We start from the raw sequence: 12,244 nt of genomic DNA, 5'->3' as shown, positions 1-12,244 counted from the left end.
ATTTTTCAGGGTCAATAAAGTAACTGAGCAGGTCCTTACAAACTCCTGCCGGGCATTTTTTCTCCCGCACATGCGCTTCATATTCATCACGGAAATAACGCAGGGTGGTGAGCACGGGGTTGGGAGCGGTCTTGCCCAGGCCACACAGGGCACCGTCCTTAACCACAAGCGCCAGTTCTTCCAGCAGTAGCAGGTCTTCCTCCGTAGCTTTGCCCTTTGTTATTTTTGTCAACAGCTCCAGCATCCTCCTGGTTCCTTCCCGGCAGGGCACGCATTTGCCGCAGGACTCATTCTGTACGAAGGTCATGAAAAACCTGGCCACTTCCACCATACAGCTGTCCTGCCCGATGACCACCATACCCCCGGAACCAATCATCGCGCCAACCTTCTGCAGGGAATCGAAGTCCAGCGGGAGATCCAGGTGCTCTTCAGTCAGGCAGCCTCCAGAAGGCCCCCCGATCTGCACCGCTTTGAATTTTTTGCCTTCCCGCAGGCCACCACCTATGTCAAACACCACTTCCCGCAGTGTAATGCCCATGGGCACCTCTACCAGACCGGTATGGGCCACCTGACCGGCCAGGGCAAAGGTCTTGGTGCCGGGGCTGGTGGGAGTTCCATATTGTTTAAACCATTCCGCCCCCCGGGAGATAATAGGAGCGACGTTCGCCAGGGTTTCCACGTTATTGATGACAGTCGGGCAGCCCCAGAGGCCGCTCTGTGCCGGAAACGGAGGGCGGGGGCGGGGCATACCGCGCTGACCCTCAATAGAGGCAATCAAAGCCGTTTCCTCACCGCAGACGAAGGCACCGGCACCCTCTTTAATATGGATGCGGAAGGAAAAATCGCTGCCCAGGATGCGATCTCCCAGAAGACCGGCGGCTTCGGCATCGGCCACAGCCTTCTTCAGCCGTTTCACGGCCATGGGATACTCCGCCCGCACATATATGTAGCCTTCGTCCGCTCCTATGGCATAGCCGGCAATCATCATCCCTTCCAGCACCCGGTGGGGAGCACCTTCCATCACGCTGCGGTCCATGAAAGCCCCGGGGTCACCTTCATCACCATTACAAATGACGTACTTTTTATCACCTGCCGCAGATCGCGCGAAAGACCATTTACGGCCCGTGGGAAAACCCGCTCCGCCACGGCCACGGAGACCCGAATCCATCACTTCTTTAATTACGTCTTCGGGGGTCATCTCAAAAAGGGCTTTTTCCAGAGCTTGATAACCGCCGTGGGCCAGGTAATCATTGATATCCTCCGGGTTCACCAGGCCGCACAACTCGAGGGCCACCCGTACCTGGTTCTGGTAAAAGGGGATATCCACCTCCCGGGCCACAACCCGACCTGTAACCGGATGGTGGTAGAGCAACCTTTCCACCGGCCGGTTGTTCATAATGTGCTCTTCAATGATCTCAGGAACGTCCTCTTTTTTGACCTTTAAGTAAAGCACTCCATCCGGCTCAAAGCGCACCAGGGGGCCCATCTGGCAAAACCCGTGGCACCCGCTGATATTTAAAGCGGTAGCCGGTTGTTCATGCTCCTGCACCAGCTCCACCTTGTAAGGCAAACCCCTTTTCGCCAGTTCCTCACGAAAAGCTTCGTACACACCCAGGGAACCGTTGGCCACACAACCTGTACCGGCACAGATTAAAACGCGCAATTTTTCCCCTTGCAGAGCCTCCCTGGCCCGCTCTGTGAGCGCCTTTAAATCCTGCCTTGATTTAAGCATGGGCTTCCCTCCGTTCTTCCTGGCTTTCCCCCGCTTTTATAGCCCGCAACACCCTTAAAACATCTTCCGGCGTCATCTGCCCGTGCACTTCCTGGTCGTTGATGGTTACCACCGGAGCCAACCCGCAGGCCCCCAGGCAGGATACCGTTTCCACCGTAAACTGCAGGTCATCTGTTGTCTGCTGGCCTTCTGCAAGTCCCAGTTCCTTGCGCAAAGCAAAATGGATCGGTTCGGAACCCCGCACGTGGCAGGCCGTGCCGTCACAAACCCGGATGACATACTTGCCCTTGGGAACCAGGGAAAACTGGGCGTAGAAGGTGGCCACCCCGTAGACCACCGCCGGCGGAATATTTAAAGCCGTGGCAATACAGGTCAGTACTTCTTCGGGCAGGTAACGGTATTCTTGCTGTACTTCCTGCAGGATGGCAATCAAATGCGATACCTTACCCTCGTGACGGGCAATAATTTCCTGCAACTTTTCAAACTTTCTGCCCGTTCCCTCCATACATACCCCTCCTACTTTTTAAAAGTTTTTGACTTTACAGATTCAAATTTTAATGATTTTTCCGCATGCGACAATGAAAGCTAAATAAACAACATAAAATAAATAAATCAGTTTAAAAAAGAAAAAAACCCGTGAGGGGTTTTTGAAGTCAGGAATCGAATAAATTCACCAGACTGTAAGTCCTACCCCTGTGGCTATTTCCTCCGAAGAAACTCCTGTTTCGTTATGTTCCTCCAGGTAAGCCAGCACCTGCTTCAAGGTCACCCTGTTGAGGCCCTTGGGGAAGTCGGGCCAGAATTCCTGCTCGCAGTCCTCTTCACTGCCTTCGGAGGTTCTCAACTGTTCCCCCGGGGATGAAACCGTAGCACCGGCAGTGGTTGTACCGGCAGCTGTTTCCTGCCGGCAGGCAATCTGTATCACCAGTGGCTGGATAACTTCCAATGTTTCCTTTACCGTCCGGACCAGCTCCACCATTTGCTCGTTACAGGGCGGTACAACCTGCCCTGGGGAGGATGCCTCCATTTCATCAGGCACACTGTCATCCAGGGACTGCCTCTGCCTCAAATAAAACCACAGTCCCACGACGGGGATTACCGACAGTACCCAGAAGGCCATGTTCACCCCCAAAGCATAACGTATGACCGCGCCAACCTGCTGCGTACTCCCGGACACCAGCTTTTCGACAACTATCAGGTTGTAAAGCGTAGCCAGGCCGGTCCCAGCAGCAATTAAAAGAGCGAAAATAAAGATTAAATCGTATTTGAAAAAGCGCATTTATTCTGTCCACCCCCCGGGATGCAAAGAAAAAGGGCACTCATTGCCCTCCTATCATATAAAGACAATACAGTAAAAGTACCGGGTATTTTGCCAAAAGCAAACCCGGCTGTCAGCCAGACCGGGAATTTTTCTATCGGGAATTTTTCTATAATGCGTACACCTCTTGCCCGCCAAGGATACGGATGCCCTTCGCCTGCAGAGCGGCAATGGCCTCGTCCAGTTGTTCCACCCGGAACACCACCAGGGCGGCCCTGGAAGCCTTCTGCAAAAAAGCGTACAGGTACTCGATGTTCAGGTTTGCCTCCTGAAGAACGGCGAGCACCCTGGCCAGGCCGCCAGGTTCATCCACAACTTCTACAGCAATGACATCGGTAGCACTAACGGTAAACCCGCTCTCCTTGAGTACCCGGTAGGCCCGGTCCGGGTCGTTAACGATGAGTCGCAAAATGCCAAAGTCGGTAGTATCGGCTATAGCCAGAGCACGGATGTTAATGCCGTTGTCCCCCAGCACCCTGGTTACCTGTGCTAAACGGCCAGACTTGTTTTCCAGGAAAATAGAAATTTGCTTGACTTTCACGGGAAGACCCCCCTTCCTCATAATAGATCCACCTATATCTGCCGCCGGTCGACTACCCTCTTCGCCTTTCCTTCACTTCTTGGGATGGTATTGGGTTCCACCAGCTTCACCTTTGCAGAAATACCGAGGACGCTTTCGATCCGCTCCTTGAGGCGTTTCTCAAGGTCTTCAAGCTTGCGCACCGTGTCGCTGAACATGTGCTCAGCCACTTCCACCCAGATCTCCAGGTAGTCCAGGTTGGCCTTGCGGTCCACCACCAGCAGGTAGTGGGGCTCGGTTTCGCCGAATTCCAGGAGCACGCTTTCCACCTGGGAGGGGAAAACGTTGACCCCCCGGATGATGAGCATATCGTCGCTGCGACCTGTAATCCGCTTTATGCGCACATGGGTGCGCCCGCAGGGACATGGCTCCGGGTTCAGGCGGGTGATATCCCGGGTGCGATAGCGTATCAGCGGGAAAGCTTCTTTCGTAAGGGTCGTGATCACAAGTTCCCCCTCTTCCCCGGGAGGCAGAACCTCCCCGGTATCGGGGTTGATGATTTCGGGAATAAAGTGGTCCTCGAAAATGTGCATCCCCTGCTTGGCGGGACACTCCATAGCCACACCGGGGCCCATAATCTCGGAAAGCCCGTAAATATCCAGCGCCATAAGATCCAGTTTCTCCTCCAGCTGCTGGCGCATGCGCTCCGACCAGGGCTCGGCGCCAAAGATGCCGGCTTTTAACGGGAGTCTCTTAAAATCCAGGCCCATTTTTTGGCCTTCCTCCGCCATATACAGGGCATAGGACGGCGTACAGGTAAGGATGGTGGTGCCAAAATCCTGCATGAGCATGAGCTGCCGCCGTGTGTTACCCCCGGAAACAGGTACCACTGTAGCCCCCAGGCGTTCGACGCCAAAGTGCAGGCCCAACCCACCGGTAAACAGGCCATAACCGTAAGCGTTCTGGACCACATCAAACTTGGTGGCGCCGGCACAAACCAGGGCACGGGCGATCAGTTCCGCCCAGGTATTGATATCATTCCTGGTGTATCCGACCACTGTCGGTTTGCCTGTAGTACCTGAAGAAGCATGTACACGGACCACATCGCTCATGGGCACCGCAAACAGTCCAAAGGGGTAATTGTCGCGTATGTCCTGTTTGGTAGTGAAGGGTAACCGCCGCAGGTCCTCCAGGGAACGGATGGACGATGGCTTAATGCCTTTTTCTGTAAATCTCTGACGGTAAAAAGGTACGTTACGGTAGACACGTTCGATGGTTAACTTCAAGCGCTCCAACTGCAGCGCCTGAAGTTGTTCGCGGGACATGGTCTCAAACTCGCGATCCCAGTACACAAGCCACTGCTCCTTTACATAAACTCTTTTATCTATAAAGAATAGTTCAACAACAACCCCCGGCATCCTGCCGGAGGGAAAATTTTCAGCCATCAACATCAAATTTGGTCCAAATATCTACCAGAGGTCAATAGACAAAAGCGGATCTTTTTCGGAAATATCGGTTATAAATCGACCTGCAGATTAACCCACAGGCTAACCCTTTGACTGGCCACTTATTAACAAAGTTATTCACATTATCCACAGCATGTAATCCACAGAACCCACGTTAAACCAACCGTATGCCGGCTTTTACAGGGAACCTTTTCAGTCCTGAAAGCCTTGATTTTCAAGGCTTCGCGTTTTTCAGCGCCTTTTTGCCCGCCAGATTTGCTGTTCCCCAAAGGCCACACTTTTTGTGGATAACTCGGGATAATCCACAGACGGAAAACCGCAAAATCCATTCGACAAAGTTTTCTCAAGACGAGAGCAGGGGCAGGTCGGGTACGGCATTCAAGGTGAGAGGAGCCAGCTCTCCCCGCAGGTATTTGTAATAGGCAGCACACCCGATCATGGCTGCATTATCGGTGCACAGCAACGGCGGCGGACAGAACAATTCCCGGCCTTCCCTGCGTGCCGTACATCCCAGAACCTCCCGCAAGCGTCTGTTGGCAGCCACCCCCCCGGCGAGAATTATGGTCCGGCAGTTATAATTGCGAGCAGCTTCCATGGTCCTGTCCACCAGCACGTCCACCACCGCTTTTTGAAAGCTGGCCGCCACATCAGCCAGGTTTACATCGTCCCCCCTTTGCCGGCAGCGGTGCAGGTACTGGAGGACCGCCGTCTTCAAGCCGCTGAAGGAAAAATCAAGGCCGCCGGGGCAGGCCCGGGGGAAATCAACAGCCTCCTCGTTACCTTCCCCGGCCAGGCGCTCAATTGCCGGCCCCCCCGGGTAACCCAGTTCCAGCACCCGTGCTACTTTGTCAAAAGCTTCACCGGCAGCATCATCCCGGGTACTGCCCAGCAGCCGGTAATCACCGTGATGCAGGATCAGCACCAGATCCGTATGGCCACCGCTCACCACCAGGCAGGTGAGTGGGAAGGGCAAATCCGGCCGGACCAGGAAGTTGGCATAAATATGGCCTTCCAGGTGATTGACGCCGATAAGGGGGATATCCAGAGCAAAAGCAATGGCCTTTGCTGCAGCCACACCCACCAGCAGGGCGCCTACCAGTCCAGGGCCGTGGGTAACCGCCACCGCATCCAGGTCCCCAAAATTCAACCCAGCCTGGTCCAGCGCCTCTTTAAGAACATGATTGATTAACTCCAGGTGCTTGCGGGAGGCCACTTCAGGCACAACTCCGCCAAATTTCCTGTGTACATCAACTTGAGAGGAAATAATATTTGAAAGTACTTCCACGCCATCTACCACCACTGCGGCGGATGTTTCATCACAGGAAGTCTCGATAGCCAGAATTTTGACGCTCATTTCAATACCTCTCAACACCAAGGTGATAATACTATAATGATACCACAAAAAATAACCCGGCATAACTGCCAGGGCATGTAACCACCGGGTGAATTGCAAATGGAGCGTGTTGTACGGGTGCTGACCTACAATATACGCCACGGCAAGGGGGTTGATGGCAGGGTGAGTTTGCGGCGCGTGGCAACGGTAATACAGCGGTACAACCCTGACGCAGTCGCCCTGCAGGAAGTGGACCGCCACCTCCCCCGCAGCTACCTGCGTCATCAGGCACGTTCACTGGCACGACACCTTGACATGCACTTTGCTTTCGCCCCAACCTTGAGCTGGTTCCGTATCTGCCAGTACGGTATAGCCATCTTGAGCCGTTACCCCATATCAGAACACAAATATTACCCGTTGCCGAGTTCACACGAGCCCCGGGGGCTGCAGTCCGCCAGCATACATCATCAAGCGGGAACATTTTACCTTCTCAATACGCACCTGGGCTTAAATTACCGGGAGAGGGAAAAACAGGCGGCTGCAATCCAAGAAATCGTGAGCGCTTTGGATGGACCGGTAGTCCTGGTAGGCGATATGAACACGGAACAGCTTACCTTCCCTGAGCTACCTGTCACTCTGCCAGACCGTCTGCCAACATTCCCCTCCTACCGTCCCCGGTTGGGGCTGGACCATATCTTCGCCTCGCACCACTGGGACATCATCAAGGCTTTTACCCCTTCCACAGGAGCCTCCGACCATTTGCCCCTGCTGGTGGAACTGGTACTGGCAAATGGTAAATATTAACCGGGTGCACCGGCTATTTCTACTGGCCGGTGAGGGGTACCCCCAGTTCTGCCATCAGATCCCGGAAGACCTGTCCCGCACTGTGATGGATCACCAGCGCGGCCTGTTCATCCCAGGGGGTTGGGTCCCGGTTGATGATCACCACCCGCCGGGCAAACTGTGGCAGTTCGGCCGCCGGGTAAACCTGCAGGCTGCTCCCCACCACCAGCATCAGCTGGCAACCGGACAGGGCCCTGGTGGCTTTGAAAAAGTCTTCGCTCATCCGGTCTTCAAACAGGACTACATCCGGCCGTAAAATTCCCCGGCAGATCTCGCAGAGGGGCGGGTTCTGTCCCTTTTCAAATTGTTCTACCAGGTAAGAAAAGGGATAACTTTTCCCACAGCTCATACAGTGGCAGGTGCGCAGGTGGCCGTGAATTTCCCATACCCGCTTTGAACCTGCCCGCTGGTGCAAGCCGTCGATATTCTGCGTGATTACCCCCACCAGGTAACCCAGCTCCTCCAGGCGGGCCAGTCCCCGGTGGGCATCGTTGGGCTCGGCACCGCTAAAGACCGTCCAGCGGGAAAGATTTAGATTGTAAAAAGCAGCCGGATCCCGTTTCAGGGCGCTCAGACTGGCTGTCTTAATGGGATCATATCTGGTCCACAATCCTGTGCCCGGGCTGCGGAAGTCGGGAATACCACTCTCCGTACTTACCCCGGCCCCCGTCAGGGCAAAATTGCGGTCGTGGCTGCGTAAAAGTTCCGCCAGCGTACGAATTTTTTCCTGGTAAGACATCCCGATATAACACCTCACCTCCGCGGGGATTCCGTCGGCCCCCTCAACTCACTGGTCGGCCTTATCATTCCGCCCCGGCCGTTTTTTCAGCAGCCACCAGATTGCCGCAGTAGCTGCAGAACTTGCCACCTGCGGGAAGTTCGACTTTGCACTGCGGACAGATCAGCGGTTTGGGCTGGAGCCTGTCGATCTGCTCCTGGATGGATAACATATCGGCCCGTATCCCCCGCGTACTCTGGCAAAGTCTTTCTATTTCCCCGTCCAATCCTTCTTCTCCGCTAAACCGGCGGTAGACCAGTTCTCCCAAACTCAAGTAATTGTTTTCCAGTTCTTTCTCGAGCCGCGAAAGCTCAATTTTCAACCGGGTGGCCTCGAGAAATTCACCTGACCGTCTGGTCACCTCTTTAGCTTTATCGGTTAACTCCCTGGCCGTTTCACCAATTTTTTGAAAGATCTCCACGCAAAGCACCCCCCTTTTAAATTATTAGCATAATCTTCTACGCATATCAGGAAAAGTCCTCCCGGGCTGGCATTTTTTTGTGTTCCAGCCTTCTTGATGAAGGCACGAAATATGAATGGCATCCTCTTTTCTTAAAATAGCTTCGGGTTATCTTGAAAACATCGGGCAAATATTAAACCCGCAAGCATATGCGGGTTAAGAAGCACTTTTGGGTTTAAGAGTTTTCCTCTGTTCCATCCAGATGGACATAAAGAGCTCGTTCATGCTCGTCAAACCTGGCCTCATACTTTCCCCGGGGGCTGATGTTAAAATGTTTGAAAAAACCCTTACCAAAGACCTTTGTTTTTTTAATTTGCATTCCTCCCTCTTCCACCGCCCGGATACGGATAACATGTGCATCCCGGTCGTAAGCTAATTCTACATGCTGTGCACCCAATTTTTCCCTGGCTATATTATTTAATACAATTGAACTTTTGGAGAAAGAGACCATGGGTGCTTTTTCTGCTCTTTCACCACGGGGTTTGTAAACTTCAAAAGGCATGGATCACATCCCCTTTTATTTTTTGATGGTATTATAATCTAGAATAACCACTTTCGTCAAATACCATCTTTAAATTTTCAGTTGTAGCCACAAGTGCCCCGGTTATTAATTCCCTGCCGCAAAGTTAACAAACTTAATGATTTTGAGGGACAGTTTTATGCTTACGTGAATATGATACTGGAATACGATCCTTGAATAAGATAACGAATTTAATCGCAGACTAAATATGCGAAAATTTTTAATATAACTATTTCAGGTGACGGGATTGAATATATTGGCAGGGTCACCTATAATAGAGGTAAGCTAAACGGTTGTAATTTAAGGGTTAACGGTTGATTATCATACCCGAACGGTTAGCCCGGGAGGTGGGACCCATGACCAGACTGGTGCAGTTGAAACCGGTGGAGTTAAGTACCCCGAAAGGGCCGGTGTTCTTTGAAGGGCCTGTGACAGACAGATACCTCGAAATGCTGTCCATGAATGAAGGTCTCACCAATTTCCGCCCACCAGACCGGCAAAAAGAGGCTCTCAAGCAGATAACAAATTTACCAGACGGCATGATATTCATTGCCCGCCATGAAAATGAAATTATAGGGTATGTTACCTTCCATCACCCGGATGATTTCACCCGCTGGTCCAAGCATCCACGGGTACTTGAAATGGGCGGCATCGAGGTAAGCCCTGCATGGCGTGGTTGTGGCGTGGCTGAAAACCTGCTGAAGCTGGCTTTTTCCCACCCGACCGTAGAAGAATTCATTGTCATAACTACGGAATATTGCTGGCACTGGGATACCAGAAATACAGGCCTGGATATATGGGCTTATCAAAAAATGCTGACCAGGCTCTTCGGAAAAGTAGGTCTGCAAAAGGTGGCTACCGACGACCCTGACATTCTGGAGCACCCAGCGAATGTACTTATGGCAAGAGTAGGTCAAAAAGTCAGCAAGGAAGATATAATGCTGTTCGAGGCGATGCGTTTCCTCAGAAAGTACGGAAAGGTAGCGAATATGGCATAATGTGGTTTATGATTGGCCCGGCCAGAAGCCGGGTTTTTAATTTTGTATAATCCCCTCCATCCAGGAAATACATTCCTTTAACTTTTTAAGGTCGATGCCCGTCTCTATACCCATGCTTTGCAGCATATATACCACATCTTCGGTAGCCACATTCCCTGTAGCGCCTGGAATAAAGGGACAGCCACCAAGACCGCCTGAAGAGCTTTCGATTATGCTCACCCCAGCCTGGATCCCGGTAATGATATTGGGCAGGGCGAGCCCCCTTGTATTATGGAAGTGCAAGGCAAAAGATACTGAAGGGTAGTTTCGTGACAGTTGTTCCACCATCTCGTATACCTGTCTTGGATTGGCAAGGCCGGCCGTATCGGCCAGAGTTATTTCGCCAATTCCCGCCCCAACCATGACCTCGATTATCTGCATAATCCTGTCCAACCCGATCTTTCCCCGGTAGGGGCACCCAAAAGCTACGGCCACCGCCCCCCGGATCAGCACACCCGTGCCAGCAGCCAGGGCAGAGGCTTCCTCCAGCTGTCTTAGAGACTCGCCAATGGGCATACCCATATTGGCCAGGTTATGTTCTTCACTCGCGGAGATAACCATCACCACCTCATCCACCCCTGCACTCAACGCCCGTTCTACACCCCGGCGGTTGCCCACAAGAGCGCTGAGGACGACCCCCTGCACTCCCTGCTCCTCAAGAGCAGCCAGAACCTTGCGGGCACCGGAGACAACCTCTTCCGCATCGGCCAGCTGTGGTACGACCCGGGGGTTTACAAAAGAGGTGGCCTCGATGGCTCTCACTCCTGCTCTCACGAGGAGTTCAATCAGATGAATTTTTTGCGCGGTGGTCAATATATGGGGTTCGTTTTGCAACCCGTCCCGCGGCCCCACCTCACGTATAAGTACTCTGGCAGGCCACTCCATACCATCACCATCTTTCCTCACAAAATCACGGGTAATACTTTTCTATCGACTTATTGCCTGCTCCTGCCACAGTGAGCACCATGGTAAAATTTGAGAGCGGTGGTGGGAGCCCTGTGAAGCAACGGTACAACCGGACAAAAAAAAGATGGCCCACCCGGGACCAGGCGAATCAGGATGGGCCCGGAAGGGCATGGATGCAGGGCTCAAGCTTTCCCTTCCCCGGTCACCTGCCGGATTCGCTGCAGGACTTGTTCCGGGGACTTACCTGTCGCGTTAATTACCGGCGCATACGTCGTCATCGTAGGATTGGTAGCCAGGGCCAGAGTTTGCTCTTCCTCGCGCTCATCAATGTCCCCTGTCACGACCATGGCGGCTGCACCAAGGGCGTTGGCCGGACTTACCACTTCGTACCCCTGGGAAGTCAGGTACTTTTTGACTTCTTCCAGGTTGTCCTGAACAGCAATTTTCATATCAGATCCCACCTTTCATTTTTATTTTTATATCCCCAGGTTCACCAGATAGTGTGACCACACTCACAGATTTCTATGGCACCAAATATTATGATCAATTCAACACCGGAAAAAAGGAGGAGTGCCCCATGTCCATCTGGAAGTGTCCGGGACAGGATCGCAGCTTCTGGAAACCCGAAGATATATTTGATTCTCCATGCCCCCACTGCGGCCACAGTATCGAGTTCTGGAAAGATGATATAGCCCTGCGCTGCCCAAACTGCAAGCAACTGGTAAGCAACCCCAGATTCGACGCCGGATGCGCCGCATGGTGTTCATATGCCAGCAAGTGTCTTGGCGAGCTAGCAAGGACAATTCAAAGCCAGCCCCGGATCATCCGGAACCGGTTGGAAGTAGCCTTGCGCAAAAAACTCGGGCCTGAAGACCACGATTTGTTAAACCGGTCTTTGAAAGCGGCCGAAAAAGCGGAAGAGATTGCCGTGGCCGAAAAAACAGAGCCCATTATGCCGGTGGCAGCCAGCCTGGTCGGTCCCGCAGCACGGGTGAAGGGTTGGTCCAGAGAGGAAGTAATTAATTTGCTTGAGGAAGCGGGTATTGAGGGAAACACCGCCGGCAGGATATACCAGTTGCTGGAGCCTGCCGGTGACGCCGACAATCCCTACCGCAATATCATCGACCGGGCCACAACCTGAACCAACCTCAAACCTCCTTTCCCGGCCCTTCTTCCTGAAGGGCCTTTTTCGCTTGCCCGGAAATTTTAGACCTGTTATGCTAGAAGGGACACCTTGTACCGGGAGGTCCACTGCATGAGCAGGAGCTTTTTACCCATGATGTTGACCGTGGCCGCAGCGGTGGGAGTATATTACTACTGGTCGGTAGTCC

Annotated in this window: 14 protein-coding genes; 3 read left to right on the top strand and 11 right to left on the bottom strand. The window is 53.0% G+C overall.

The features are described 5' to 3' along the window. The 6 genes from nuoF to tsaD all read right to left on the bottom strand — a co-directional run. Positions 1 to 1,732 (bottom strand): NADH-quinone oxidoreductase subunit NuoF (gene nuoF, locus ACPLUI_RS05430; RefSeq protein ID WP_424659257.1); only part of this gene is annotated, 1,732 nt, incomplete at its 3' end. Next, entirely contained in the window at positions 1,725 to 2,237 is a 513-nt protein-coding gene (gene nuoE / locus ACPLUI_RS05425; RefSeq protein ID WP_424659256.1) for an NADH-quinone oxidoreductase subunit NuoE, read from the bottom strand. The genes nuoE and nuoF, both read right to left, overlap by 8 nt. A 165-nt stretch (positions 2,238 to 2,402) precedes the next feature. Beyond that, positions 2,403 to 3,011 (bottom strand): hypothetical protein, encoded by a 609-nt coding sequence (locus ACPLUI_RS05420; protein WP_424659255.1) that lies wholly within the window; start codon positions 3,009 to 3,011, stop codon positions 2,403 to 2,405. A gap of 148 nt (positions 3,012 to 3,159) precedes the next feature. Then, positions 3,160 to 3,591, bottom strand: a complete 432-nt coding sequence (locus tag ACPLUI_RS05415) for an ACT domain-containing protein (RefSeq protein WP_424659254.1) — start codon at positions 3,589 to 3,591, stop codon at positions 3,160 to 3,162. Between the two features lie 32 nt (positions 3,592 to 3,623). Beyond that, entirely contained in the window at positions 3,624 to 4,922 is a 1,299-nt protein-coding gene (locus ACPLUI_RS05410) for a phenylacetate--CoA ligase family protein (protein ID WP_424659253.1), read from the bottom strand. A 457-nt stretch (positions 4,923 to 5,379) separates the two neighbouring features. Then, a complete protein-coding gene (gene tsaD / locus ACPLUI_RS05405; protein ID WP_424659252.1) occupies positions 5,380 to 6,390 on the bottom strand; it encodes a tRNA (adenosine(37)-N6)-threonylcarbamoyltransferase complex transferase subunit TsaD in 1,011 nt (336 codons plus the stop codon). Between the two features lie 99 nt (positions 6,391 to 6,489). Here tsaD and ACPLUI_RS05400 point away from each other — a divergent pair, with 99 nt between their 5' ends. Beyond that, entirely contained in the window at positions 6,490 to 7,173 is a 684-nt protein-coding gene (locus tag ACPLUI_RS05400; RefSeq protein ID WP_424659251.1) for an endonuclease/exonuclease/phosphatase family protein, read from the top strand. A gap of 19 nt (positions 7,174 to 7,192) precedes the next feature. On the opposite strand, the gene ACPLUI_RS05395 is transcribed toward ACPLUI_RS05400, so the two are convergent. The 3 genes from ACPLUI_RS05395 to ACPLUI_RS05385 all read right to left on the bottom strand — a co-directional run bounded on the left by ACPLUI_RS05395 (position 7,193) and on the right by ACPLUI_RS05385 (position 8,952). Next, entirely contained in the window at positions 7,193 to 7,951 is a 759-nt protein-coding gene (locus ACPLUI_RS05395) for an SIR2 family NAD-dependent protein deacylase (protein ID WP_424659250.1), read from the bottom strand. A gap of 64 nt (positions 7,952 to 8,015) precedes the next feature. Next, positions 8,016 to 8,411 carry a zinc ribbon domain-containing protein gene (locus ACPLUI_RS05390; protein ID WP_424659249.1) on the bottom strand — a complete coding sequence of 132 codons (396 nt, stop codon included), beginning with the start codon at positions 8,409 to 8,411 and terminating at the stop codon, positions 8,016 to 8,018. A 214-nt stretch (positions 8,412 to 8,625) separates the two neighbouring features. After that, complete coding sequence (locus ACPLUI_RS05385; RefSeq protein WP_424659248.1) at positions 8,626 to 8,952, bottom strand: hypothetical protein; 327 nt, start codon at positions 8,950 to 8,952, stop codon at positions 8,626 to 8,628. A gap of 374 nt (positions 8,953 to 9,326) precedes the next feature. Between ACPLUI_RS05385 and ACPLUI_RS05380 the strand changes: the two genes are divergently transcribed. Continuing rightward, positions 9,327 to 9,968 carry a GNAT family N-acetyltransferase gene (locus tag ACPLUI_RS05380; protein ID WP_424659247.1) on the top strand — a complete coding sequence of 214 codons (642 nt, stop codon included), beginning with the start codon at positions 9,327 to 9,329 and terminating at the stop codon, positions 9,966 to 9,968. A gap of 36 nt (positions 9,969 to 10,004) precedes the next feature. Here the strand turns inward: ACPLUI_RS05380 and ACPLUI_RS05375 are convergent, their stop codons facing one another. Both ACPLUI_RS05375 and ACPLUI_RS05370 read right to left on the bottom strand, forming a co-directional pair. Then, positions 10,005 to 10,913, bottom strand: a complete 909-nt coding sequence (locus tag ACPLUI_RS05375; RefSeq protein ID WP_424659246.1) for a hydroxymethylglutaryl-CoA lyase — start codon at positions 10,911 to 10,913, stop codon at positions 10,005 to 10,007. Between the two features lie 182 nt (positions 10,914 to 11,095). After that, positions 11,096 to 11,362 (bottom strand): YkuS family protein, encoded by a 267-nt coding sequence (locus ACPLUI_RS05370; protein WP_424659245.1) that lies wholly within the window; start codon positions 11,360 to 11,362, stop codon positions 11,096 to 11,098. Positions 11,363 to 11,490: 128 nt separating this feature from the next. Between ACPLUI_RS05370 and ACPLUI_RS05365 the strand changes: the two genes are divergently transcribed. Next, a complete protein-coding gene (locus tag ACPLUI_RS05365; RefSeq protein WP_424659244.1) occupies positions 11,491 to 12,054 on the top strand; it encodes a hypothetical protein in 564 nt (187 codons plus the stop codon). Positions 12,055 to 12,244: the final 190 nt, after the last annotated feature.

Source organism: Desulfofundulus sp. (genome assembly GCF_049701015.1).
Lineage (GTDB): Bacteria > Bacillota > Desulfotomaculia > Desulfotomaculales > Desulfovirgulaceae > Desulfofundulus.
The sequence above is the reverse complement of the archived record's forward strand: the minus strand, read 5'-3'. Positions and strand labels throughout refer to the sequence as shown.